This window comes from Telmatobacter sp. DSM 110680 (assembly GCF_039994875.1).
In the GTDB taxonomy this organism is placed as follows: domain Bacteria; phylum Acidobacteriota; class Terriglobia; order Terriglobales; family Acidobacteriaceae; genus Telmatobacter.
The window spans coordinates 1,212,550-1,237,571 of sequence record NZ_CP121196.1 but is presented as its reverse complement, the minus strand read 5'-3'; the positions used below and the strand labels follow the sequence as shown (position 1 = coordinate 1,237,571).

Genomic DNA, 25,022 nt, shown 5'->3' with positions numbered 1-25,022 from the left:
GTTTCTCAGAACCCGATAATTCATCGCCGTTCGGAACCTCAGCACGCTGTTTATCTCCAGTTTCCCATGAGTACAAATGGAGCCCAGTAGAATGGGTGCGCAAAGCTTGTCAGTGCGTCGGGATTAGCGAAGTCCGATTTTGGTTTTATTCTGCCCATCAGCAGATCTAACTGCGCCTGGCGAAGCGCCTCCACCTTTGCGGTTTTGCCGCTCCCCGAGGACCAACGCCGATAAAAGTCGGCCATCAGTTCGCCGGTACTCGAGTCGCTCACTTCCCACAACGATGAGATTACGGACTTGGCCCCTTTCAGTTGCGCCGTCGTGCCCAGCCCATCCACTTCGCGACCATTGCCAGAATTGCCGCTGATTCCCGTCTCGCAGGCGGAAAGCGTGAGCAAATCCGTATGGCGCAGCGCTAGATTTCTGTTATCTCGAAAGTCTGCCACCGTCAGATGAAATCCCGTGCTTCCTTCGTCTTTGCTGGCGAGCAACAGATAGCTTTGACTGTCGTCCCCGGGCTTGAAAACAAAGTGGCTGGCGATGTGGACCACCCCGTGCCTAGCGCTCAGCTGGTCCTCCATCGCTTTCTCGGTAAACTGATTGTCAAGCAGAATCGTTCCCGGTAAAGCGCCGTTTGCGCCTTGCATCTTCGGGTCTCTCGCGACATCGCGGAGTTCGTTTGCCACCGAAGGAAGAGCTGGCAATCCCTCCTCATACTTGCGGGCTATGCCCATCGCGACCACGCTGAGGTTGGCGACATCCGGCTTGTCCTCGAGAAGCGAGATACTGGCAGGCGTAATTGTCACGGTGTTGTACTTCTCTACCATGTATTGCTTCCCGTCATAGAGCGCCGCTATCGGTATATAGCGCAATACGCCATCCAGTGACCATACAAGCGTCTCAGCCTTTGCCTGGTCGAGTTCCGTCTTTACCGGGCCAATCAGGATGTTGTACAGAAGCTGTGCCTGCGGTTTCGGATCGCTTAGCGGGTCGCGCAACACCCGTTCGAAATCCGCCACATCTTTGTTCAACTCTGTGTCTGCAATTGCAAACTCACGCGCCACTGTCGCTACCGGGGTGATCAGAATCACTCGGTAGTAGCCGTTGGACACCATCGTGTAGAGCGCAACGGTGTGAGGCGATTCCGCGACCTGCTCTTCAAGGGCGCTCACGTTTCCTTTCACGTCTGCCAGTTGCTTATTCGCCGCACTGTCTTTGCCGAAAAGCACATAAAGCCTTGCATAGTAGTCGTCCAGCGCTCTATTCGCCGCATTGAGTTGATCGGAGAGCTGCCGGAATTGCTGCTCTTGTTCCGGTGTGCGCGCGCTGTTGCTCTTGAGTTCCGCCCACTGTTCGCCCGCTGCCACAATCAGTCCGGTTGACTTCTCGTAATCCTGCTCTGCCTTCTGTTCTGCCGGGGTGAGTGTCAGCGCACTCAGCGCGTCAGTTGGCGCGCCACGCACATAGTCTGAATATTCCTGCTGCTTGAGCAAGTCGAGGACTTGTTGCGCCTCCGGCAGCCGGCCCTGGTTTATGAGCAGATCGGCGAGATCGTGATAAAAATCCGCCTTGGACGCAACAAAAGTGGATTGCAGGGATTTGTCGAGTCCTTGCATATTGCTGCGCACCTTTTGCACCAGGTTCACCGCTTGCTTCCCATAGAAGATGGCTAAGGCGGGCTGATCCTTGTGTACCCACATCATGCCGTAAAGGATGGGAGACAAGATGAGGGGATCGTTGACGGCTTGGGCGAGAGGCAAAGCCTGATTCAAATTCGCACGCGCGTCGGCGATGTCCCGTTTATCGAAGTAAACTCTGGCGAGTGCAGTGTGAGCGCGCGCCTCATTTTGTCGATCGCTCACCTGGCGAAGAATGTCGAGGCCCTGGTTGATGGACTCAAGCGCCTTTTGATCGTCACCCATTTTGTGATACGCCATACCCGCGCTCACCCGTGCAACGCCTTCGCCACGTCGATTGGCGACACCGGTTTGCAGTGCGATGGCCTGATCCAGAACTTCGACGGCCTTTTGTTTGTCTCCGAGTTCAACGTAAGCCGCGCCCATGTTGTTCAGCAGTATCTCTTCCGTTGCGCGGTCTCCCTTCGTCATTACGATGGGCAGCGCCTGGTTGTAGTAATCGAGCGCCTTCTGCCGGTCGCCAAGACTCTGATAAACCATCCCCATGTCGTTCAGTACCGTTGCCTCGCCGCTGCGATCGCCCGCGGCGCGCAGAATGGGCAAAGCCTGGTTGTAGTAGCCGATCGCTTTTTCCTTCTCTCCCAGTTCGGACAAGGCAAGGCCGATGTTGTTCATCGTTAGCCCACTTGCATCGGCCATGTTCAAGCGCTGGAAGATCGATAGAGCCTCGTTGAAGTTTTCCAACGCTTTCTGGTTTTCTCCAAGCGCATTTTCGCCGGTACCCAACTTGTTCAGCGCTGTTGCCAGTATGCGCGGGAAGTTCGATTGGCGGGCAATGGCAAGAGCCCGAGAATAATAGTCCATTGCCTTCTTGTCTCTGAGACTGCCATAGATGTCGCCCATGCCGATGAGCGCCATGGCCTCGCCGCGCCCGTCGCCAGACGCATGGAAAGCATCGTAGGCCTGCTGCGCGTATTTGAGTGCGTTCGTTTGATCTCCCGCGGCGTTGTAGCCGGTGGCAATTTCGGCAAGGATCTGCGCCTCGCCGGAGTGGTCGCCGAGAGTGCGCCGGATCTCCAAGGCCTGGTTTGCGTAGTCCAATGCCTTCGCCGGCTGTTTCTGAGCGGCAGAGAGGAGCGCGAGGCCATTGAGCGCCTCCGCCTTACCGGCCGTGACATTTTGCGCGGTAGCAACGTCGAGAGCCCGCTGATAGGCCTGCATCGCTTGCTGGAGCTGACCGGCATTCCGAGCCAGGTTTCCCAGTCCGTTGAGCGCGGTCACGCCTTGCTCCGCATCCTGTGCCCGTTTTGCTGCCGCCAAAGCTTGGTTGTAGGCTTCGAGCGAATTGCTGGAGTTTCCGGCACGGAACCAAAGGTCGCCAATCTGATTCTGCAGTTTCGCCACAGTTCGAGCATCGCGAGCCGTAATTGCAGAATTCAATGCTGCCTGAAGCTGATCCAAACTGGAATTTTCATCACGCGACAGTTGCGAACCCGCAACCTGCGTACCCGACGCCAAACCACCGGGCGGCGGCAATGTCTGAGTGGTCTGGCTGGCGAGTTGCATGGGCAACAGGGCAGCTATGAGAGCCAGCGGCATTGCCCATCCGCAGCGTCCAGGGTGAATGCGCGGGCTCACCATACAGCGGACCTCGCGGTGCAAGGGAGGTTAAGAAGTCAACAGAATGCTTCAGAGTTTACACGAGTCGCAAGCGAGGAAGATAGGCGGTGGAGACAATGCAGGTCTCAATGCATGGCCCGGTGCGGCATGTTTGCTGTCGACTTCTACTGTAACCGGCAAAGCGTCGTTACGCTCCCGGATTTGATGCGTCGTTTCTTCAATTCGGTTCTGGCAGTTCCTTGATGCCTCTGTTCCAGCGCCAGAATGGCAGATTCGCCTGCTATTGAACTGGTCGCGCAGAGCAACTTTCACTCTGCGCGGCCAATTGGCTGAATGGTTCAGTCCTTATAGGGATCGAACTCGTTTGCTCCTGCCATTGCGACTCCAACCGGGGTGAGACGGTGCAAGACTCTCACCGTGTCGCCAACAGCCTCGAGCACCTCATCGAGACGCTTGTAGCAGTCCGGAGACTCGTCGAGCCCAGCACCGCGCAGTTCAATCCCGGCGCGATCCACCCATGTGCGCATCATCTCGGGAGTGACCTTGCCGGCACGCTTGACCTCTCCGGTCTTGCGGTCGACAACGCCGGCTGCCTCGCGACGGCCCATTGCGCGACCCGCGCCGTGCACGGTGGAATAGAGCGAATAACGGGCATGCTCGTTTTCAACTCCTTCGAGAATGACCGACTGCTCACCCATCGTCCCGCCGACAAATCCACGCTGGCCCGGAAAGGCCGGCGTCGCACCCTTGCGTACCACCCACAATTGCTCGCCTTCGTGCTCTTCGCGCCAGGCGTAGTTGTGATGGTTGTGCACCTCTTCGACAATCGGCGCTCCCAGGATCTGGGCAACGCGGCCGCAGACCCAGTCGCGACCTGCATAGGCGTAATCACCAGCCAAACGCATAGCCTCGAGGTATTCAGATCCAAGATCGCTATCGGTTGAAAGAACGCAAGGCTCAACATCCATTCCGTCCGAAGCGCCAGCGGCCTTCAAGAAGTGCGTAGCCGTCTTGTGACCAAGTCCGCGCGATCCGAAGTGCACACCAATCCACACGCGATCCTCTTCGTCTGTGAACAGGTCAACATAGTGATTGCCGCTGCCCACGGTGCCAAGCTGGTTACGCGCCATCTCCTTGAGAGAGGAAATCGACTTCAGTTTCCAAGCCACATCATCGAAGAGTGCGTGGTCTACCCTTTCGTTGTTCTTGCGGCCAACGCCAAAGCTGATGATCGACCACACGTCGTCCATGATCTTGGCAATGCGCCCACGTAGCTCCACGCCGGGCATATCAAGACGCACGGCCTTGTTGCCGCAGCCGATGTCATAGCCAACACCGGTAGGGCTGATCGCATTCTTGTACGCCACTACTCCGCCGATGGGCACACCGTAGCCGACATGGTTGTCGGGCATCAGTGCGACCTTGTCGGCTGTGCGTGCGCAGACGCGAATCTGGTTCAGCGTACGATCATCGGCGTGACCGAACACAGGAATCTGGTTATCGAAAATCTCCATGCGTATCACTTGAGTTGTTCCTCACTTGCTTGTGTCGCGTCAGAGTCAAATCGCGACAACAGTTTTCAAACACCAACGAAAAAGCCCCGACCATCAGGCCAGGGGCTCGAGAGTCTGCTTTGGGAAAAGCTAAGCGCTTGTCCAATCGAGTCCTGGCAGGGACACAACCTCACCTTGCGAATAAGGCCGGAGGTCTTTCGCTTGGTGATGCGCCATTGATGGAACTCGGTTCAGCATGAATGTCATCATGCCCTACTTTTCAAAAAGAAGCAACACACATCGAAGGGAAGTACGCTACTTACTTCTGGTAATAACCATAAAGTTAGTTGCCTTTAAACCGGAACTGAGTTATTCTCGTCTTCGTGAAGAACCTATTCAAGTCGTATCTGTCCGAATCACTCAGCGATTTGCTGGGCATGGAGGGGTGCGGCTGATTTAGGTAGAATCTACGGAATCGCAAAAGCCCCTCGAGAAATCGAGGGGCTTTTGCTTTATGGGCTTCTGGCGGAATCGGCAGACGCAGCAGCCTCAAGAGCTGTGACATCTTCAGGGTTCGAGTCCCTGGGAGCCCACCAATTCGTCGACAGGTTTGCGCTTAGGAACCTGATCGCTCGAGGTGTATCTAGGTCATACGGAGTTAGTAAGTCGTGGGGATGTGGTGGAAGTGGGAGACACGCTGGTCTTAGAAACCAGTGCCTTCGCGCGTGAGAGTTCAAATCTCTCCATCCCCACCAAGAGATTCATGGAGACGTGGCCGAGTGGTCTATGGCGCCGCACTGCTAACGCGGAGTGCCTTTGAAAGGCACCATCCGTTCGAATCGGATCGTCTCCGCCAGTTTGTTTCGTCGGTAGGATGAGCGGAACGGTATCGCACCTCGTTGGAGTCGAGGCTCACGTTGCAAGGCGTGTGCAGGTTCAAGTCCTGCTCCTACCGCCGAGAATTGAGATCCCTGGCGACAGGTCTTCGTCTCGGGGGTGGGGTAGCGTTGGGCATTGGAAAGCCCATCCCGTCCGAAGCGGGACGTACCTTCGGGGCTTGCGCGTTCGACTCGCGCTGTCTCCGCTAAATGTGGGTGTGTTGGGGCGACTGGTTGCCCCACCGGGCCGTAACCCCGGGGCTCTTTGGAGTATTGAGGGTTCGAATCCTTCCACACCCACCAAAAGTTTGTACACGCGCGGCTGTAACTTAAACGGCGAAAGCTCTCGATTGTCGATCGAGCAGATGCCGGTTCGAATCCGGTCGGCCGCGCCAACAACGGATCACGCCGTCGGCTAACGGTTAGGCCAGCGTCCCTTCAAGGCGCGAATGCCAGTTCAACTCTGGTCGGCGTGACCAAACTTCAATGATGGTGCACGACGTTCTGCGTGCACGCCGCCCGCAATTGTTCGAGATGTTAGTACCCAAGATCCATAGGTGACTAATAGTTGCAGCGTTCGCATTTGACTTTTGAAACTAAGTCGGGGTAAAGTACCTAGGTCATGATGCTCCGACTCAATCACGGATTTATACCCACCGCGTGGGCGCAACTGACGCGACAGGGTATCACCGTGTTCTGGCCGGACTAGCGAGATATAGCTCCAATTCAGGAGACTCGAGCCCCCGGCCTTCAACAAGGTCAGGGGTTTTTTAGTTTCTGGGCAACATTGCGCGGTATCTCAACTGGCAGAGAACCTGACTGTTAATCAGGGTTATGCGGGTTCGACTCCCGCCTGCGCAGCCAACATTAGTGGCGAGTGGTGTAACTGGGAACACGCCGCGCTCTGAACGCGGAAAGTCAAGGTTTGAAGCCTTGCTCGCCAGCCAGTTAGTCACTATGTCAGTGAAGTAACTGGCATGGATAAGTGGAGTGTGTCTAAGCAAAGTGAAGGATGAATATTCCGGGATCGTCTAATGGCAGGACAGTGGTCTTTGGAACCGCGGATGGGTCCTTCGGCTTCGCTCAGGATTTCGCCTGCGGATTCCAACACCCGCAAAGCGGCTCAAGTTCGAATCCCCCTCCCGGAGCCAGAAGATGAGCGGCTGTAGTCGAGCGGTAAGACGCTGCGTCGCCAGCGCGGAGATCGCCGGTTCAACTCCGGCCAGCCGCTCCATGAGTTTGATTGAGGAGTATGTGTTTGCTGGCGTGGCAGAGAGGGTAATGCACCTCATTCGTAACGAGGACGAAGCCGGTTCGATTCCGGCCGCCAGTTCCAAGACACAGGAGAGGCTATATGACGAGTGCGATGACAATGCCAGTACTAGTGCTCAATGCGAGCTATGAGCCCGTGAACATTACACGTGCTCGCCGTGCCCTCGTGTTGCTCATCAAGGGTGTTGCCGTGATCGAAGAGGCACACGATCGGTATGTGCATGTCGGCCTGCAATTGCCTTGTGTCATTCGCCTTCGCCAGTATCGGCGTTTGCCGCTGCGGATCCAGACGCTATCGAGGAAGAACATCCTCATTCGCGACGGACACATTTGCCAGTATTGCGGCGAGAAGTTCTTGAGCAGCGACTTGGAACTGGAGCATGTAATTCCTCGCGCTCGAGGCGGACAGAGCACGTGGGAAAACCTGGTTGCCGCGTGTCGCGACTGCAACGCGCGCAAGGCAGATCGGACTCCGACGGAAGCAGGCATGAAGTTGCTCCGTCAGCCGCGCCGCGTGACGATTCACACCTCTCGTGCTTTCATGCGCCAGACAGGAATCGGCGAGGAGAAGTGGAGGAAGTATCTGTACTACTGAAGTTCAGCCGGCATAGCTCAATTGTCAGAGTGTCGCCTCGGTATGGCGAAGGATGCGGGTTAAAGCCCTGCTGCCGGCTCCAACGAGATTGCACCTGTAGCTCAAGTGGAAGAGCGGCTGACCTGTAATCAGCAGAATGGGTTTTCGAGTAACCCCGGGTGCTCCAACTGTGGCCGTGCCGACTATCGGAACGTCGGGCATGACTGTGACTCATGTCTCTTGTGGGTTCAACTCCCACCGGCCACCCTTATCGCCGGGATGAAATTCCCCGGCACAGTTTCGGGCCTATAGCTCATTCAGGGAGAGCGCCGCACTTGCAATGCGGAGGCGGTCGGGGCAGAGCCGACTAGGTCCACCAGATTTCGCCAGTCGCGTATGCGCGGTCGATACGCTCCGCTGAAAACGGAGAGAGCAGCGTTCAACTCGCTGGGCTGGCACCATCGGGGAATGGTGTAATGCGTTGCATCCGTGCCTTGGGAGCACGTGGACTCAGTTCAATTCTGAGTTCCCCGACCAAAGTTTTGAGCGTCCGTGCCAGAGCGGATTGATGGCCTTCGCTACGAACGAAGTGCACGCAGGTTCGAGTCCTGCCGGACGCTCCACAAATTGAACCGTAGTTTCGCAAACGTTCTGATGGTGAATTGACATGATGCTTAGGACCTTCAAACGCGACATAGTCAGAATGACCGGCAAGCGGGTCATTTGGGGAGCCGCGTCTTGAGGGTCTGAGTGCATGCGTCGAATGAGCACCAGACCCCGACTCAGGTCGGGGTTCTTTATTGATCTTTGAAAATGAGGGTGAAGTTCAGACTGGTAGAACGTCGGCCTCCAAAGCCGAATGAAGCGGGTTCGAAGCCCGCCACCCTCGCCAGCGGCTGCGAAGCTCACGCGGATGAGCAGGCGTCTCACCACCCCAGCGACGAAGACCTGTCGCCGGGGACCCCGGTCCTTAAGCGCAAAGTAGTCAGTTCGAATCTGACCGCAGCCACCACGATTTGGAGGTATAGCTGCTACCGGTATGTAGCCCGCGCCTTATAAGCGCGAGTCTCCGGGTTCAACTCCCGATACCTCCACCAATAGGTCACAGGTCTTGACGGCAGCATAGGCGGCTCTTAAGACGTGCCATCGTCTGAACCTTCATGGGTCGCCGTTCCCTGTTGGTCGCGGCGACTGCGCTGAAGCGGCTCCGCGATGTGTAACTCTGGGTTTGCAGCTGCTCGGACGGGATTCGACTTCCCGCTGACCCACCAGCTTTGGAGTCGTACTCGAATCGGATGCAGAGACCTGACTTTTAATCAGCGGGAGAAATCCCAATGTGGGTTCAAGTCCCACCGGCTCCACCAATTATGCGCCAGTGGCCGAGATGGATGAGGCACGGCACTTCTAAAGCCGCCGCACGCAGATTCGAGTCCTGCCTGGCGCTCCAGATGTTCTACGCCGTCCTAGCTCAATGCAAAGAGCGTATCGGTCCTAACGATGAAGATGCGGGTTGAAGTCCCGCGGACGGCTCCAGTGTTGTAGTCCACGCGTGTGAAGCTCAAACGGATTTAGCGTCGGCGTCCGAAGCCGAAGGTTGTGGGTTCGAGCCCTATCACGCGCTCCATAAGGTTCGACTCATGCACCCGGCACAAGATTAAGTTTCGGCGAGACATTGTTCGCCATAGAAGGAAAGATGTAGTCGTCATCGGTACAGTAAAACGACGACGACTCTCTCTCCAACTATTCAGTTTCATCGACGACTCGCTGCGGAGCCGAACCGGCATCCCTGTTGAAATTGGGTCCAATTGCAGCTAATTCTGAGGCTGCAGGGGTTGTGCGGTTGGCCGACGAAGGAGCCGCATTCTTAAATCTCAACTAAAAATTGAGCTTTGCGGCGAGTTGAAATGCGCGAGGACCACCCGAGCCGAAGACGCCGCCGGCAGTGGAGACGGGCATGCCAAAACTCGATGAGAAGTTTGGGTTGTTGGGGTCCGGCGAGAGCGTGTTGGCGAAACCGGAATAGTTCAGATTGCTGACACCGAGGATGTTAGTCACGTTGAAGATGTTGAAAGCTTCACCGAGAACGGCGATGGTGTAGCGATCGCCGAGATGGAAGGATCGGTCCAGACGAAAGTCGAGAGAATTGAAGCTGTCGTTGAACCGTGCGTGAGGACTGACGGAGGGAAGTGTCACGCTGCTATTGGCACTGGCTTCGAATACGCCGCCGGCAGCATTCGTAGCCGCGATAAACGCGTTAAGTTGCTGCGCATTATGGAATGCGCGTCCGCCGGCATTCCGCTGTAGCGTAGGTACGCGCTCGCTGCCATCGGGGAGAAGGATATCCATGGGAACACCGGAAGCGATGGTCCAGATGGGTGCGAACTGCAGTTTGAGTGGCAGGTTAGCCATGCCTGAAATTACGAGGCGGTGGCGCTGATCATTCGGGGGAGGGCCGTATTCGCGCTGCAGATTGTTCGGATCGATGGGTGAATATTCAAACGGAATCTGATCGTCGTTAGCGTAATTGAAGGCCTTGGCAAGTGTGTAAGCGGCGTCGAACTCTCCGTACTTGGAGAAACGCTGACGAGCACTAACCCAGAGTGCATCGTATTTAGTATTCACGGCAGATTCGAGATCGGTAACGTTGTCGGGGCCTAGCGTATCGGGATTGTAGACAGTGCCAACAGGACGACCGATGATGAAACGCGTGCCGAGATTGTGAACACCGTCAACCTTGACGAGAAAACCGCGGCCAATCTGCTTCTCAACACCGAGATTGAACTGTTGCACCATTGGGTTGCGCAGGCGGTTGTTAATGATATCGATGCCGGTGGCGCCCGCACCCGTGAACAGAAACCCGCTGAAAGGACTGGAGAGGACCTGGGGCGCATACGACTTGAACGTGCCGTCCTGATTCAGATAGACGGGCACGCCGTTCGGGTCGGTGATGACATTGCCGGCCGTTACGTTCAGAGCAAGCGCCCGGCCGTCGAAGCCTTTTTCCAGCGACATGATTTCGAGCGTAATGCGGTCGTAGTAGATTCCGTAGCCACCGTGAATGGTAAGGTCGGGATTGAGCGCAAAGTTGAAGCCAACGCGCGGAGCCCAGTTGTTGAAGTCACGGTGGCGCCTGCCTTGATAGAACGACTGCACGATTGGGTTGCGTTGGCCATACCAGCTGAGATTGTTGAGATTGGTATCCATCTCCCAGCGGAGACCAAGATTGAGGGTGAGCTTCGGAATTACTTTCCAATCATCTTCGGTGAACAGCGCAAAATGGAAGCTGTCATTGTTGGGAAGATCGAGAGCACGCGTTGGCGTGGAACTGCGGAGGCCTACCGCGAAAAGCAAGTCATTGTCATCGACTTTGCCATCCTGGTTGCGGTCGAAGTCAGGAAAATCTTCGACGGTCTGGATGTTGCCCTGCTGAAAAACGCCGAGGTTAAAGTCAGCGTCGATGGACTGCACTTCTCCGCCAAAGCTGAGGGTGTGGTTGTGCCGGCTCCAACTCAGCGTGTCATCGCCTTGAAGTCGAAACTGCAGCGTTTGCTGTGGAACGCGGTAAGTGGCTCCGTCGTCGAGGTCAGGGTACGTGATCTGCGGCGCTGTAGAGAGGGGTGAAGTTGTATTGATGAAGTTGTTGTCAGCGAAGCTGAGACGATTGACTACGGCTGGAGTGAAAATATGTACCCAATCCGCGGTGAGCCCCTGCAGATGATTGACGGCGGTCTGTCGATAAGCGGCGCTCCCCAGTGCGCGATCAAGTGAGCTTTGACTTAGATCATCCTCCAGTTGGAGAGACTCGCGGAAGCCGATACGATCACGCTCGTCAAGTTGCCAGTCGAGGCGCTCTGTGGTGAGGAAGTCGTGCAAAGGTGCAGTTGCGAAGACGCGGTTGATGACTTGTTTCGCGGTGTCGCGCTGACCGACGAGGTCGGCGCCAAGCTGCTGGCGATCTTCCATGGCAACGAACCACCATGCTTTGTCCCGACGAAACGGACCGCCGGCATCGGCAGCATACTGCTGTCGATGAAACGTTGGCGAGAGACCGGGGATTGGCTGATAGGTCGCAGGAAGTCCCTGAAGAGAGTGGTCGCGCTCGTAGATTGCAAGGCCGCCATGAAGACTGTTGGACCCCTGTTTAGTGACAACGTTGATCACTGTCGAGCCGGAGCGACCGAGACCAGCAGAAAAACGATTGCTGGCAATTTGAAATTCCTGCACTGCATCTTCGGGGATATTGACGAGCGAGCCGCCCACCGCATCGTCGTTGTTGTCGGCCCCGTCGATCATGACGTTGCCGCCGCGACCGACTTGGCCTGCAGAAGAGACGACAATCGTATTCACTTTGGTGGGATCGAAGTTAGGTGCGGGAGCATTGCCGGGAACAAGATAGGCCAGTTCAAGATAGTTGCGGCCATTCAGCGGCAGCGTCTCGATCTGGCGTGCACCAATGACTCCGCCAAGATCGGAACTTGTGGTGTTGACACCTGACTGTGCATCTGAGGTTACTTGAATGTCTGTGCGACTCATGGCAACTTCGAGATGAGCTGGGATGTTCAGCGTCTGTCCGACCTCAAGATTGACCTTTTCATTCCAAGGGGCGAAGCCGGAAGGCGCCGTCGCCGAAAGTATGTATTTAGCCGCCTCGAGTGCGGCGAACGAGAACACACCATCGTTCTGTGTCGTAAAGGTGCGGACAGTGCCCTGCGCGACGTTGGTGAGTGTAACCACGGCCTTAGCGACACACTTGCCAGAGGGATCGGTGACTATTCCTGCGATGTTACCGCTGGCAGCTTGTTGAGCATGCAGACGGGGAAGGAGTAAAAGAACAGCGAGCAGAGATCTGCTTATCACTCTGCCGAGTGTCGTTGTGTGCACAAGAACCTCCGAAGCATTGACCTCACAAAAAACGAGGCTTCAATCTTTTTCTGAGTGATAGGGGTTGGACGAAGAGCCTCTTGCGGGACGATACGGAATCGGACCGATCGCGAGCATCGCCCGTTAAGACGGCTTATTGGTCCATCGAAAGGCGGAGAAAGGGCTGCGCTAGAAGGCGGCGGCCGTAATAGATTTCAGCACGCTGATTTCATGCTCGAGCAGATTCAGTTCGTGGGCAACGACTTCGTGATGGCCTGCGCAAGGTCGTCGGGATGAAAGCCGAAGGGGCCGGGCTTGCTCTTGTATAGAACGCGCCCGCCTTTACCGACCAGGTAGAGTCGGTCGGGCCAGCCTGTGTAGGCGGACTCAACTCGATTGTCGAAACCGTCAACCAGCGCCGGAAATTTGATGCCCAGCTTGCGTACACACGCGCCGGCAACATACGCGCGTTCTACCTCATCCTTGGGACTACTGAAAAGAACGTTATCGCGCACGTTGGATTGCATCTGCCATACGTCGGTGGGGTGCGCTTCAAGGATGTACACGGCGTAGAAGCCGATCTTGTCCTTGTACTGATCCGCCAGTTTATTCAGGGCGGGAACCTCCCGCCGAAAAGGGGGTCACGTATAGCTGCCGAAGACCAAAACGACCGGTCTGTCCGCCCAGAGCGATGCTAACTCGGTCGGACTATGGTCTTCGAGTTTTTTCACAGTCAGATCAGGAGCGGCATCACCTACATTCAATTGCCCACCACGCGCCCGCATCCAGAGAGTCTCGAACGGAAGCACAAAATACGCGGGCATCGGCATCCGGGCCATTACATGGCCGAAGACTTCCGGCGACTGATGCATTGCCCAGTTGACGTAACTCACAAGACAAAGCCAGCCCGCAAAACAGACCACCGCGGCACTGATGAGCCAGTTGCGCATACGTCTCTTTTTGGTTCCGTCCATGCCTCTCCTACTTCGTCAACCCATTCATCTCAAGGTAACCCTGCGGCGCAATCCCGAACGCGTCGGCAACTCGATTAAAAAACGCAAACATCGCCGTGATGTAAACCGCCTCAGCGATCTGCCGTTCCGTCCAACCATGATTCCGAAGTCCCTGCACGTCCTCGCTCGTTGTTCGATAGGCCGCTTCTGTCACTTTAGTTACGTAGTCAAGCAATGCACGTTCCGCAGGGGTCAAGCCCGCTTCTTCCAGATTGCCCTTCGCTATTGCTATTACCGCACTCTCTTCGGCTCCCTGAACACGCAGGAAGTATGCATGAGAGTCCAGTCAATAAGGACAGCGATTGAGCCATGATACCCAGCTCGCGATCGCTTCCTTGGTTCGCCGGTCGAGATGTCCCTGAGAAAAATGTACGGTGTCGCTGAATTGCATCACCTGGCGAAGAAAGTCAGGGCGATGGCTGAAGCACTTCAAAATACCGGGCATTTGCTGGCGCCCCGACTTGGCGCGCCATTGTTCGTAGACCTCGGCAACTTCGCCGGTCGCGTCTTTATCCTCGATGAGCTCGATCTTGGTCTCGTGGTCAGGCAAATTCAAGGGATTCTCCCAGCGAATTCTCAGGCAATATATCACGGGCTGGCCCGAATGGCATCCCTCCGTGGGAGGATCGGGATCTAGAGCACCACGCGCTCATCTCCTTTTTTGCGCGTGATGTGCTGGCGGTCCAGGTATTCGAGTAAAGGGATCGCATATTTTCGGGAAAGTCCGGTGATCTGCTTGAATCGGCCAACATCCATCACACTCCCGCGAAGCGCGGTAATCTGCGCGGCAAGCTGTTGAAGCGCTGCAGAATGGATAAACAGGTCATCATTGCCCATCCGCACGATGGTCATATTGCGCTGGAGAATCGTGACGCGTCGCCTGATCTCGGCTTCTCCAAGTTTGAGCCTCGCTGCAAGTTCAGTAACAGAAGGAGACGCAAGGCCAGCCGCTTCGTAAATTCGAGCCACCGCTGTCAATTGCTCGCTTTCAGCATCCGAAGAATTTCGTGTCGCCCTGTAGATAGAGACCGTCTCGCCGGATACCTCTACTTTTTGCTCTCGCAGGAGTGACTGAATCGCGAATTCAAAAATCTCGGCCTTGAGGCTCGTCTGGCTGCGCAACTCAGATCTCTTTGCGGTCGGTTGTCCAACCTGCAGGCGCGCCATGATCGCGCTGGCGGCAGCTACCAATCCTTCCCTGCTCAGTAGCAGATCGTCCGTGACGAACAGGAGGCTTCCGCGTCGCACCGCAGGATGGATGAGACGCCGCACCGCGTCTATGGACAAGCCCGTTTCGATCGAGAGAGCATCAAGCGTAATCCCAGTCGTCTTGCGACGGCCGACGCGCAGCTCAATTTGTTGTTCTGTAGAACTGCCCTTGATTTGCTCGAGCCACGAAAGTGTGACAGCCTTGCGCAAGCGCGCCTCCGGACTGGCATCGAGAACGCGTCCGCCGCCAATGGTTCCGGCAGGCAATGGCAACCGAATCACGAAACGATCACCCGGAACCAGAACGATCGGCTCTGTAAGCTTCAAGCGTGCGAGGCGAACTGATCCTGGTTGAACCGCTTCATATCCGTATAGTGAAACGTTGGCCATGGTCTCGGAAGTCAGAGCGTGGAAATGAACACTGGCCCGATGCTTCAGCTTTGGCGCGCTCTTAAGAAGCTCAATCTCCACGTCGATCAAGTCGACCGCCCGCAGGGTATTGGGCAGAACGAGCGTCTGACCTCGATGCACTTCCGTTGCATCCACGCCGGAAAGATTCACAGCGACGCGAGAACCGGGTTGCGCAGTCTGTTGGGGCTCGCCGTGGCTCTGTAATCCGCGAACACGCACTGCGCGATTTCCTGGCTCCAGTTGCAGCGTTTGGCCCTCGCGGATCGTTCCTGACAGCAGTGTCCCTGTAACGACGGTGCCAAACCCCTTCATGACGAATGAGCGATCGGCAGGCATCCGCATCAACGCGTCTGAGGTGGTGATGTGTAGCCGCGTCGCAAGATCCCTTAAAGCAGTTCGCAGGGCATCCATACCTTCCCCGGACGCGGCGCTAACGGGCACCACGGCACCATGATCACGCTCGAGAAACGTACCTTGCAGAAAGGACTCGACTGACTTTTGCATCTCCACCAGCCGAGTAGCATCGACTGCATCCGTTTTAGTAATCACCGTAATTCCATGCGAGATCCCCAGAAGTTCGCAGATTGCAAGATGCTCAACCGTCTGCGGCATGACCCCCTCGTCAGCTGCGACGACGAGCATGACAGCAGAGACGCATCCGGCGCCCGCGAGCATATTGCGGATGAAGAGGCTATGCCCGGGAACATCTACGAAACTGATTCGCATCGGAGATTGATTCGGCAGTTTCGTATCGAACGAGGCAAATCCAAGATCGATTGTGATGCCGCGTCGCTTTTCCTCAGGCAGCCGGTCGGCATCAATGCCTGTGAGGGCGCGAACAAGTGTGGTCTTGCCGTGATCAATGTGACCCGCGGTTCCGATGACAATCGATCTGGGCTGGCTGGTCATTCAGAGCAATCCTTCGTGGCGCATCTGCCTCCAGGCAATCAGAGACTTGAGAGAAGAGAGCTGAGGTCGCCGTCAAAACTCGAAGGGACAGTGCGTAAATCGAGCAGCACCACATCTTCCTCGATACGTCCGATGATCGGAGGTTCAAGCCTCCGAAGCGCCCCAAGCAGATCCGATGCCGACAACACACTATGCCGTATCGAGATTGCGCAACTCGGCAACGACGCTTTCGGTGCCGTTCCTCCGCCAACCAGGCTGTTGACCGGAACCACGTCGAGAACAATGCGAGCAGACATCGTCTTGTTGACAACCACTCGACACCGGCACATGATCTCCTCGGATGGGATGCTCAACATTCGCTCAACAGGAATGGTCGCGGAAGCATCGGACAAATGCTCAAGCAGCGTAGCCTCAAGCGCTGCATAGGTGAGCTTATCTACACGCAGTGCTCTGAGCAGAGGGTTCTTTCGAATGCGCTCGATTAGGTCCCTCCTGCCCACAAGAATGCCGCACTGCGGTCCGCCCAGCAATTTGTCCCCGCTCGCGGCGATCAGGTCTACGCCAGACTCAAACGACTGCATCAGGGTTGGCTCTCCACGGACTCCGACACGCTCGAGTGAGGAGAGCAGGCCAGTACCCTGATCTTCGAACAAAGGCAACTTCACTCGTTTTGAGAGTGTGACCATTTCCTGCAACGATGGTCGTTCGACAAACCCTTCCATGCTGAAATTTGACTGATGCACTCGCAATAAAAGTCCCGTAGCAGCACTTAGCGCATTCTCATAGTCGGCTATCCGAGTGCGGTTGGTTGTGCCCACTTCCTTGAGGATTGCACCAGACTTCTCCAGAATCTCCGGAATGCGGAAGCCACCGCCAATCTCGACGAGTTCGCCGCGCGATACAATCACCTCGCTCTTTTCAGCGACGGAATTTAACGCAAGTAAGGTAGCTGCCGCGCAGTTGTTTATAACTACGACGCCGTAACCATCAGGTTCAACCACGGCAGAGCTCTCCTGGGACAGGACGCGAAGCAAAAGAGCTTCAGCGTGCGCGTCTCTGTGGCTGCGCAAACCAGTGTCGAGGTCGAGTTCGAGGTTGCAGTAATCCTGCGCGACCTCTACGACATGCCGAAGTGCCCCGCTGCTCAACGGTGCGCGACCCAGATTGGTGTGGAGAATCACACCGGTAGCATTGATGACGGGACGAAGCGAATAGGCCGCGCCCAATGTAAGGTATCTGGCAACAGCGTTCGGTATCTGATCAATGTCATTTTGGATGCTAGGCACCGTGTGATCACCCGACGAGATCTCGAAACGAAGGTCTGCAAGCGTGCTGCGAATCGCGTCAACTAGTTGGCCACGCGAATATGATTTGAGAAACTCGCGACACATCGGCATCAAAAGAACCTCACTGACAGAGGGCAACGATTGATAGAGAGCGTTGCGCTTTTCATCATCGACGAGATTCCTTGGTGTCATGGCGGGCAATCCTCAATCAGAGTAATGCATCACCGCAAAATGATCGCGGGTGCATGGGCTCCTGGCGTCGACGCACCTGATACGCATCCAATGACGGCGGCAGGAACACCCTCTCTCTGGAAAGACGCAAGCAATCCTGGCGCATTTTCACGAGCCACTGAAATGAGGAGCCCTCCTGATGTCTGCGGATCATAAAGGAGTGCACGAAGATCATCCGGAATTTGGCTTCCTACGGAATCCTGAACGAGGCACTCTGCAAAATCACGATTGGCCAGCAGACCTCCCGGTATCGCCTCCAGGCGAACCGCGCTCAACGCGCCATCGAGTAACGGCAAATGAGCTGTTTCGATCTCCAGGGTCACACCACTGCCCAATGCCATCTCGCGTGCATGGCCCATAAGACCAAAACCTGTAATGTCCGTAATTGCGTGAACGCCTGAGCAAGCAATTGCCAGAGCGGATGCCGTGCCGTTGAGCGTGGTCATCGAACGGATCGCGTGATCCACCCACACCGCTTCCGATTTGCCTTGTTTCAGGGCTGTAGTGATCACCCCCGTGCCGATCGGCTTAGTCAGGATCAGTGTGTCTCCCGGAACTGCTCCCGCATTTGTGTAGACGCGCTCCGGATCGATAAGACCCGTGACCGCATAACCGAATTTCATCTCCACATCTCGAACTGAATGTCCCCCTACTACGATGCAGTTGGCTTCGGACATTTTCGAAAGACCGCCACGCATGATTTGCTCCAGAATCCCAAGATCGGAATCCTGCGGGAAGCAGACGACGGCCAGCGCAGTGAGAGGGCGACCTCCCATGGCATACACATCACTCAATGCATTCGTTGCGGCGATCTGGCCAAATGTAAATGGGTCATCGACCAGCGGGGTGAAGAAGTCGATCGTCTGCACTAGAGCCTGCTTAGGGCCAATGCGGAATATACCGGCGTCGTCTGAAGTTTCAAACCCGACAACGAGATCAGGACTGGTTTGTGCCGGAAGCGCAGAGAGCACCTGCCGCAGTGAGCCGGCAGGAAGCTTGCTGGCGCAGCCGCCAGCTTTCACTTGCTGAGTCAGACGAATCGGCTGGTGAGGTTCCAATGTCATTCTCTCTTTACGACAGAAATTGTCGTGAGTTGTTCCATAGCCACGGTAGCATGTGAGAAAGTTTCAAGACGGAAGTGCTTAGGCTCCGGTGATCCTCCCGGTCTTCAAAACCGGCGGTCGTCCTTCACGGGCGACGGTGTGTTCGACTCACACGCGCTTCCGCCATCTCACACGTTTCTTACCGGAATATTCGCAAAATAAGCGACATCCGCATGCGGGGTCGAAGTGTTGTCCGGCGACCGATGAGTGATTCATTCTTTCCATTGCGGAAAAACTCACAAAGAGACACTCGCTTTCAGAACACCTGGTACGAACGTTGGCGAAGCTTTCCAACCGTGATGTGGAGGAACGACGATCTCGGCCATCGTAACGGCTGAGCAAGACTGGCCGATCGGAGTTTCCGATTGGCAGAGCGAGTCAGTTCCCTGCCATTTTTGTGCACGCCAGCATTGGAGCGGGCCTGGGTAATATCTAAAGTTTGCCTGCAAGGAATGTTCCCAATCGGACCGTTCTGAGGGGTGCAGGACATGCTTTGCAAGCTGAATATCGTGCAGTCGATCGGTAGAAGGGCAATCATATTCAGTTCCGGAACTTCATTTCTCTTATAGGGCGATCCACTAATCGTGCAAGAAATGAATATGATATCGCCCGTGATATTACATGAGATATGTAAGTTCTGATCATCTGAATGAGAGCTGACCTATATCTTCATTAAAAACTCGGTTTAGCTTTCAAAAGAAGTGAATGAAACATTTCGGTCCACATATATTGAGTGCGATAGTTGTGGAATCGATCCCATGAATACTGCCTTCTTAGTGGTTTCCCCGATGCTTGATGCAAGAAGGTTGATGCGATCCGCATAACTTAAGTTAGAGCGCCACCAATCAAACTCCAATTGAACAACTGAATGTTGAGTTACTGTCCATTACGCGCGGTATTAGCTCGTTTGTTGTATAGACCCGCGAAGAAGTACGGACAAAACTCGCGAATGACTTCGAGGTAATTCCCTACCGCGGAGTCGGCATCACGGAAGCCCGGAAGGCGGGCCGGATGCCTTTCAGAGTTTGATGGAGGTCAGATTCCCCATGGTGATCCCCGAGACCTTTCCTGCGTGCGCAGGCAATCGGATTAACGTCAGCCGCAACGTGCCGCTGTCTCTCAGCGATTCCAAATCGCTGGCTTCGCAGCTGAGCGTGGTTTTCCTTCTGCTGTGTCTTGTGCTCAGTGGTTGCGGAGGCGGAGGATATGCGGGCGGCGGAATCTCAAGCCTCTCGGCTACTTCGTTTGTGCTCGATGCGGGTCAGTCTGTGAAGATCACAGCAAATCTTACCGGGACTTATCAGCTCGCATGGTCTTTCTCCGGCAACTCGTGCAACGGAAGTGCATGCGGCTCTCTCTCGTCGAGCAATGGTTCGACAATTACGTATACGGCACCATCGGGTATCACAGCGCCAATGCAAGTGACGCTACTCGCCGCAATCCCAAACACCAAAAGCCAGGAGACCGTAAGCATAACGGTGAATCCGGATCCAACGCTGACTGGTGTGCCGCCGGCAGGAGTGGTGGGCCAGGCCTACAGCACCACGATCGTCTCCGCAGGAGGCACCGCGCCGTTAACAACCACCGTTCTGAGTGGCACACTTCCCGCTGGTCTCACATTCAACGCCGCAACTGGCGTCATCTCAGGGATACCAACGACTGCCGGCACTTCGATGTTCACCTTGCAGTTGACCGATGCGAGCTCTGTGCCTTTCACCGTGACTGCCAATGAATCGATTCTGATTTCAAATCCGGTTCCGCCACTTACGCTGTTAGGTGGCCCGCAGCCACAAGGCGAAGTTGGCGTCGCTTATACGACTTCGCTGACAGCAGCAGGCGGAGTAACCCCTTACAGTTGGAGCATCGCTTCGGGATCTCTCCCCGCCGGTTTGAATATCTCTCCGACAACAGGCGTTATCTCCGGAACTCCGACATCACCCGGAACTTCAACTTTTGTTGTGCAAGTACAGGACAGCACAACAGCGGTCGCTACCGCCACTGCATCGATTACTGTTGTTTCGCCGCTTACGCTCGTTGGTGGTCCGCAGCCTGAGGGCACCGTCGGCGTCGCATACACAACTTCGTTCGTCGCTTCAGGCGGCGTGACACCTTACGCGTGGAGCGTCGTCGCGGGATCTCTTCCTGCCGGACTCACTATCTCTCCGACGACCGGCGTCATCTCCGGTGTGCCAACTAACAAGGGAACGTCAAGCTTCACCGTTCAGGTGAAGGACACCCTCGGCGCAACTGCGACTGCTGCTGTTTCCATCACTATCAATTCTCCGCTCGCCATTACTAACACGTTGCCGAACGGCACGGTTGGCGTGTCGTACGCGGCGGCCATCTCCGCAACCGGTGGAACGACTCCGTATACCTGTTCCATCACTGCTGGAACTCTGCCTGCGGGACTCGCTCTGTCAGGATGCTCCGTTGCAGGCACGCCCACTACGGCACAGACCTCGACGATTACAGTAAAAGTCACTGACTCCAGCACGCCCTCGCAGAGCGTCAGTGCCAATGAAACGATCATCATCTCTCCCACTCCTCTTTCGCTCACCAGCACTCTGCCAAACGGAACAGTTGGCGTGGCATACAGTTCGACGATCACGGCAAGCGGTGGGACATCGCCTTATGCTTGCTCGATCACGGGGACACTGCCTGCCGGTCTGTCGCTGAACGCATGCGTCGTCAGTGGCATTCCAACAACAGCAGGCAGCGCCACGGTCACGGTGAAGGTCACCGATTCTGGAACCCCTGCACAGAATGCGAGCCAGGTTGAAACAATCGTCATCGCTCCGCCGGTTCTCGCGCTGACAAATACGCTGCCTAACGGGACGGTCGGCGTGGCTTATAGCGCGAATATCACCGCGAGCGGTGGTACCACTCCCTACAGTTGCTCGATCACTGGAACTTTGCCAGCGGGCTTGAGCCTGGCCGGATGCACAGTGAGCGGAACGCCGACAGCTTCTGGCAGCTCGACGATTCTGGTGAAGGTCACGGATGCTGGAAGCCCCGCGCAGAATGCAAGTCAAAACGAAACCATCGTGATAGCGCCCGCAGCCCTGACGCTCACGAACACGCTTCCAAATGGAACGGTCGGTGTGCCATACAGCTCGCTGATTGGCGCAACGGGTGGCACATCGCCGTATACCTGTTCGATTACCGGAACGTTGCCGGGAGGGCTCACGCTTTCTGGTTGCACGGTGAGCGGCACACCGACGACTCAAGGTTCATCGCCAATTACTGTGAAGGTTACGGACTCCGGAAGTCCTGCACAAAATGCGAGCCAGGCAGAGACCATCGTCATCGCTCCGGCTGCTCTGACGATCACCAACACTTTGCCTGGCGGAACTGTTGGAACTCCCTACAGCGCGACTATTACTGCAGCTGATGGAACGCCTCCGTATTCCTGCTCGATCACAGGCGCGCTACCGGCAGGCCTCACCCTTACCGGCTGCACAGTGGGTGGAACGCCTACCGCAGCAGGCTCGTCACCCATCACTGTTAAAGTGACAGATTCTGGAAGCCCGGCACAGAACGCAAGCCAGAACGAGACAATCGTCATCGCTCCGGCAACACTTGCGATCACAGGAACATTGCCCAATGGCACGGTAGGCAGTGCGTACAGTACGACGATTACCGCAACTGGGGGAACGACACCGTATACCTGCTCGATCACGGGCACTCTACCGGCAGGACTCACCCTCGCTGGTTGCACGGTCAGCGGCACACCGACGACCGCGGGATCTTCGCCGGTCGTCGTCAAAGTTACTGACTCCGGCAGCCCAGCACAGAATGCGAGCTCGAACGAGACGATTGTCATCAACCCCGCCGCATTGACCATTACCGGATCTCTTCCGAATGGCACCGTCGGATCAACCTATAGCGCGACGATTACTGCCTCCGGCGGAACGTCTCCCTATACCTGTTCAATCTCGGGAACGCTGCCAGCGGGATTGATCCTGAGCGGTTGCACGGTGAGCGGTACACCAACGTCTGCCGGATCGTCGACAGTCACCGTCACTGTGACTGACTCCGGTAGTCCGACACAGAACGCGAGCAAGAGCGAGACCGTTACGATTAATCCGTCGCCGCTCACTCTGACTGCTTCAACTCTGCCAGACGGTACGGTCGGCGTGCCCTACAGCGCGGCCATCGGCGTTAGCGGCGGAACATCTCCGTATAGCTGCACGATTACGTCGGGCACGCTGCCGGCAGGGCTCACGATGACTGGATGCTCAGTCAGCGGCACTCCTACAACAGCGGGAAGTTCGACAGTGACCGTGAAGGTGACCGATTCTGAATCGCCTTCGCAAAGTACGTCCGGTCCGGAAACGATCGTTATCAATCCAGCAGCGCTTACATTGAACAGCACGCTACCTGATGGAACTGTCGGTGTGGTCTACAGCGCGACCATTGGCGCGAACGGCGGCACTACGCCCTACAGTTGCTCGATAACAACGGGCACGCTGCCGGCTGGACTTTCACTTACCGGATGTGTCATCAGCGGCACTCCGACTGCGGTTGGAACTTCGAATCTGACCGTGACCGTAACGGATGCGAGCAATCCGACGAAGACAGTTTCCGGTGCGGAAAGCATCACCATCCATCCTTCCGGCACTTTGAGCCTGACGGGAACTTTACCGATTGCTATCGTCGGCGTCCCGTACTCGTACACGCTGAAAGCGACAGGTGGCAATCCGCCGTACACCTATGCCCTAACCGCAGGTTCATTACCTCCGGGCATCACGCTGCAGTCGGATGGGCTAATCTCCGGAACGCCCACGCAACCTGGAGCAACCAGCTTCACGGCGACTGTGACCGATAGCGTATCGGCAACTGCATCGCTTCCACTGATACTGCTCGTGCAGTATCCGTCCACTCCCTATGATGGCGAACTTACCGGACCGTACGCGTACCTCTTCCAGGGATACGACGACGTGTTGGCTGGTGTACTCGCTTACCAGACCGCAACCGTTGGCAGCTTCACTGCTGATGGTACCGGAGGCATCAACCTGGGCGAACTGGATGCCAACCACCAATCTTCTGATCCAAGCGGCACGACGGTTCAGGCTCAGAACTTCCTCGGCACCTACGAAATCAACGCAGACAGCCGCGGAAAGATCACGATCACGACGCTGAATCCTGACGGCACCACGGATCAGACCTTCACCTATGCCATCTCGCTAAAGGCACCCGTCTCGCCAGCGACCGTGTCGACGCAGGGCAGCCTGATCGAGTTTGACAACGATCAACTCGTGGGAACCAAGGGGTCCGGCCAGTTGCTTGCGCAGACCCCCTCTTCCTTCAGCGCTGGGCTGAAAGGCAGCTATGCATTCGGATTGTCGGGGGATACGCCTTGTCTGGTTTCCTGCACTGTTGGCATTGCTTCTGGACCAGTGGCCACGGTTGGAGCCTTCACTGCCAACGGATCCGGCAGCATATCTGCAGGCACTGCAGACACAAATATTGCCAGCTTCAACTTCGCGAATGCTCCAGTCAGCGGCTCTTACCAGACCGCCGATCAGAATGGCCGCGTGCAACTAGAGATGACGAACACGAGCATCTCCGACGGCCTCTATCCCACCAACTTTGCTGTCTATATCGTGAATGCAAACGAAGCATTCATTCTGTCGACGGACAAGCATTCTGCATACACGCTGCTGGCGGGCACCGCAGAACTGCAGACCTCGGGTAGCTTCTCGAACGCATCCATGAACGGCCCGTTCGTTGGCTACGAAGATGCGCAATCTAATCCTGGACTTCTCGGCACGACGCTGCAGAACGTGCTGAATTTCTCGACCGCAACCGTCTTCCGCGCGAGTGGCAACGGTGCGGGCACCTGTGACACCACCAACTTTGAGAGCGGCGGCCTTACCAGCCTTGTCGACAACCTCACTGGACTGTCCAACTCGAACAAGAGCAATCTTCTCGAAGGGTTGTTGGGGTCCTACGGCGCAACCGGAACCTCGGCATGCACCGTGAGTTCCAATGGCCGTGGAGTGCTTGACTATCCAAACCATTCAAGCCTCATTTCCATCCTTCTTGGCCTGCTCGGATTGCCGACAGGTCCGCCGGATGCTCGTGTTGTCTACCTGGTAAGCCCCAACCACGGGTACTTCCTCGAAACTGGATATGCCGGACTTGGGCATCTTGAAGCACAAACCGGCGCTCCATTCAGCCTTGCAACACTGAAGGGGACCTATGTCGAAGGAACGATTCCGGCAAGCTCACTTGCCAGCATCAATGCCTCCGGCAACTTCACTGCCGACGGGGCCGGCAACGCCACCTACACGCTTGACGAGAATGTCGGCGTCGGCACTTTGAATGTGCTTCAACTTGGCACCTCGGGATCCACTACCTACAGCCTGTCAAATCCAAATGGCAACGCCACACCTGCAACTGCCGGACGCTATGTGTTTGCCGACGGGACAACAGTGGTCTATGCGATTTCACCTGGCAGATTCGTAGTAATCGATACCAACCCACTTACTACTTCCCCAACTGTTTCGTTGCTCTACTAAGC

The 25,022-nt window shown here is 56.1% G+C and carries 11 protein-coding genes, 23 tRNA genes and 1 pseudogene; 25 read left to right on the top strand and 10 right to left on the bottom strand.

The features are described from left to right. Positions 1 to 50: 50 nt before the first annotated feature. A complete protein-coding gene (locus tag P8935_RS05000; protein ID WP_348263895.1) occupies positions 51 to 3,278 on the bottom strand; it encodes a CHAT domain-containing protein in 3,228 nt (1,075 codons plus the stop codon). Positions 3,279 to 3,595: 317 nt separating this feature from the next. After that, a complete protein-coding gene (locus P8935_RS04995) occupies positions 3,596 to 4,771 on the bottom strand; it encodes an RtcB family protein (protein WP_348263894.1) in 1,176 nt (391 codons plus the stop codon). Positions 4,772 to 5,266: 495 nt separating this feature from the next. Here P8935_RS04995 and P8935_RS04990 point away from each other — a divergent pair. From P8935_RS04990 to P8935_RS04880, 23 genes are all read left to right on the top strand, one after another. Then, positions 5,267 to 5,346, top strand: a tRNA-Leu gene (locus P8935_RS04990). 74 nt (positions 5,347 to 5,420) lie between these two features. Then, positions 5,421 to 5,505, top strand: a tRNA-Leu gene (locus P8935_RS04985). Positions 5,506 to 5,515: 10 nt separating this feature from the next. After that, a tRNA-Ser gene (locus P8935_RS04980) sits at positions 5,516 to 5,606 on the top strand. A gap of 12 nt (positions 5,607 to 5,618) precedes the next feature. Further along, a tRNA-Ser gene (locus tag P8935_RS04975) sits at positions 5,619 to 5,705 on the top strand. A 137-nt stretch (positions 5,706 to 5,842) separates the two neighbouring features. Then, a tRNA-Tyr gene (locus P8935_RS04970) sits at positions 5,843 to 5,931 on the top strand. A 15-nt stretch (positions 5,932 to 5,946) separates the two neighbouring features. Next, a tRNA-Asp gene (locus P8935_RS04965) sits at positions 5,947 to 6,023 on the top strand. A 9-nt stretch (positions 6,024 to 6,032) separates the two neighbouring features. Next, positions 6,033 to 6,107: transfer RNA gene (locus P8935_RS04960), tRNA-Glu, on the top strand. Between the two features lie 309 nt (positions 6,108 to 6,416). Continuing rightward, positions 6,417 to 6,492, top strand: a tRNA-Asn gene (locus P8935_RS04955). A gap of 7 nt (positions 6,493 to 6,499) precedes the next feature. Continuing rightward, positions 6,500 to 6,575 (top strand) — tRNA-Gln (locus P8935_RS04950). Between the two features lie 73 nt (positions 6,576 to 6,648). After that, a tRNA-Gln gene (locus P8935_RS04945) sits at positions 6,649 to 6,779 on the top strand. Positions 6,780 to 6,787: 8 nt separating this feature from the next. Next, positions 6,788 to 6,862 (top strand) — tRNA-Gly (locus P8935_RS04940). Between the two features lie 26 nt (positions 6,863 to 6,888). Beyond that, positions 6,889 to 6,964, top strand: a tRNA-Thr gene (locus P8935_RS04935). A gap of 18 nt (positions 6,965 to 6,982) precedes the next feature. After that, a complete protein-coding gene (locus tag P8935_RS04930; RefSeq protein ID WP_348263893.1) occupies positions 6,983 to 7,495 on the top strand; it encodes an HNH endonuclease in 513 nt (170 codons plus the stop codon). Between the two features lie 6 nt (positions 7,496 to 7,501). After that, positions 7,502 to 7,577 (top strand) — tRNA-Thr (locus tag P8935_RS04925). An 8-nt stretch (positions 7,578 to 7,585) separates the two neighbouring features. Continuing rightward, a tRNA-Thr gene (locus P8935_RS04920) sits at positions 7,586 to 7,661 on the top strand. A 115-nt stretch (positions 7,662 to 7,776) separates the two neighbouring features. Further along, a tRNA-Ala gene (locus tag P8935_RS04915) sits at positions 7,777 to 7,853 on the top strand. A 167-nt stretch (positions 7,854 to 8,020) separates the two neighbouring features. Beyond that, a tRNA-Arg gene (locus P8935_RS04910) sits at positions 8,021 to 8,097 on the top strand. A 192-nt stretch (positions 8,098 to 8,289) separates the two neighbouring features. After that, positions 8,290 to 8,366, top strand: a tRNA-Trp gene (locus tag P8935_RS04905). Positions 8,367 to 8,368: 2 nt separating this feature from the next. Continuing rightward, a tRNA-OTHER gene (locus P8935_RS04900) sits at positions 8,369 to 8,486 on the top strand. Between the two features lie 6 nt (positions 8,487 to 8,492). Continuing rightward, positions 8,493 to 8,571: transfer RNA gene (locus P8935_RS04895), tRNA-Ile, on the top strand. 179 nt (positions 8,572 to 8,750) lie between these two features. Continuing rightward, positions 8,751 to 8,838 (top strand) — tRNA-Lys (locus P8935_RS04890). A 93-nt stretch (positions 8,839 to 8,931) separates the two neighbouring features. Continuing rightward, a tRNA-Arg gene (locus P8935_RS04885) sits at positions 8,932 to 9,007 on the top strand. A 14-nt stretch (positions 9,008 to 9,021) separates the two neighbouring features. Further along, positions 9,022 to 9,098 (top strand) — tRNA-Arg (locus P8935_RS04880). 251 nt (positions 9,099 to 9,349) lie between these two features. Here the strand turns inward: P8935_RS04880 and P8935_RS04875 are convergent. The 8 genes and pseudogenes from P8935_RS04875 to selD all read right to left on the bottom strand — a co-directional run bounded on the left by P8935_RS04875 (position 9,350) and on the right by selD (position 18,457). Then, the gene (locus P8935_RS04875) at positions 9,350 to 12,355 is read right to left on the bottom strand and encodes a TonB-dependent receptor (RefSeq protein ID WP_348263892.1); all 3,006 of its coding nucleotides are present in this window, start codon (positions 12,353 to 12,355) and stop codon (positions 9,350 to 9,352) included. Between the two features lie 224 nt (positions 12,356 to 12,579). After that, positions 12,580 to 12,963: pseudogene (locus tag P8935_RS04870) on the bottom strand (deiodinase-like protein); the annotation flags it as partial. A 12-nt stretch (positions 12,964 to 12,975) separates the two neighbouring features. Then, positions 12,976 to 13,308: a hypothetical protein gene (locus P8935_RS04865; protein WP_348263891.1), complete on the bottom strand. Its 333-nt coding sequence runs from the start codon at positions 13,306 to 13,308 to the stop codon at positions 12,976 to 12,978. A gap of 7 nt (positions 13,309 to 13,315) precedes the next feature. Then, positions 13,316 to 13,573 (bottom strand): carboxymuconolactone decarboxylase family protein, encoded by a 258-nt coding sequence (locus P8935_RS04860; protein ID WP_348265309.1) that lies wholly within the window; start codon positions 13,571 to 13,573, stop codon positions 13,316 to 13,318. A gap of 60 nt (positions 13,574 to 13,633) precedes the next feature. Beyond that, the gene (locus P8935_RS04855; RefSeq protein ID WP_348263890.1) at positions 13,634 to 13,903 is read right to left on the bottom strand and encodes a carboxymuconolactone decarboxylase family protein; all 270 of its coding nucleotides are present in this window, start codon (positions 13,901 to 13,903) and stop codon (positions 13,634 to 13,636) included. Positions 13,904 to 13,980: 77 nt separating this feature from the next. Further along, positions 13,981 to 15,876 carry a selenocysteine-specific translation elongation factor gene (gene selB / locus P8935_RS04850; protein WP_348263889.1) on the bottom strand — a complete coding sequence of 632 codons (1,896 nt, stop codon included), beginning with the start codon at positions 15,874 to 15,876 and terminating at the stop codon, positions 13,981 to 13,983. Positions 15,877 to 15,914: 38 nt separating this feature from the next. Further along, the gene (gene selA / locus P8935_RS04845; RefSeq protein ID WP_348263888.1) at positions 15,915 to 17,354 is read right to left on the bottom strand and encodes an L-seryl-tRNA(Sec) selenium transferase; all 1,440 of its coding nucleotides are present in this window, start codon (positions 17,352 to 17,354) and stop codon (positions 15,915 to 15,917) included. Between the two features lie 29 nt (positions 17,355 to 17,383). Continuing rightward, on the bottom strand, positions 17,384 to 18,457 hold the full coding sequence (gene selD, locus P8935_RS04840; RefSeq protein ID WP_348263887.1) for a selenide, water dikinase SelD: 1,074 nt from the start codon (positions 18,455 to 18,457) through the stop codon (positions 17,384 to 17,386). Positions 18,458 to 18,527: 70 nt separating this feature from the next. On the opposite strand from selD, the gene P8935_RS04835 reads away from it, so the two are divergent. Beyond that, positions 18,528 to 18,622, top strand: a tRNA-Sec gene (locus P8935_RS04835). A gap of 920 nt (positions 18,623 to 19,542) precedes the next feature. Beyond that, a complete protein-coding gene (locus tag P8935_RS04830; protein ID WP_348263886.1) occupies positions 19,543 to 25,020 on the top strand; it encodes a putative Ig domain-containing protein in 5,478 nt (1,825 codons plus the stop codon). Positions 25,021 to 25,022: the final 2 nt, after the last annotated feature.

What these genes read in the sequence shown, in the direction of transcription:
- P8935_RS04830 (WP_348263886.1), top strand. Translation starts at nt 19,543, where the DNA reads ATGGTGATCCCCGAGACCTTTCCTGCGTGCGCAGGCAATCGGATTAAC.
- selB (WP_348263889.1), bottom strand. Translation starts at nt 15,876, where the DNA reads ATGACCAGCCAGCCCAGATCGATTGTCATCGGAACCGCGGGTCACATT.
- P8935_RS04930 (WP_348263893.1), top strand. Translation starts at nt 6,983, where the DNA reads ATGACGAGTGCGATGACAATGCCAGTACTAGTGCTCAATGCGAGCTAT.
- P8935_RS04865 (WP_348263891.1), bottom strand. Translation starts at nt 13,308, where the DNA reads ATGGACGGAACCAAAAAGAGACGTATGCGCAACTGGCTCATCAGTGCC.
- P8935_RS04995 (WP_348263894.1), bottom strand. Translation starts at nt 4,771, where the DNA reads ATGGAGATTTTCGATAACCAGATTCCTGTGTTCGGTCACGCCGATGAT.
- P8935_RS05000 (WP_348263895.1), bottom strand. Translation starts at nt 3,278, where the DNA reads ATGGTGAGCCCGCGCATTCACCCTGGACGCTGCGGATGGGCAATGCCG.
- selD (WP_348263887.1), bottom strand. Translation starts at nt 18,457, where the DNA reads ATGACATTGGAACCTCACCAGCCGATTCGTCTGACTCAGCAAGTGAAA.
- selA (WP_348263888.1), bottom strand. Translation starts at nt 17,354, where the DNA reads ATGACACCAAGGAATCTCGTCGATGATGAAAAGCGCAACGCTCTCTAT.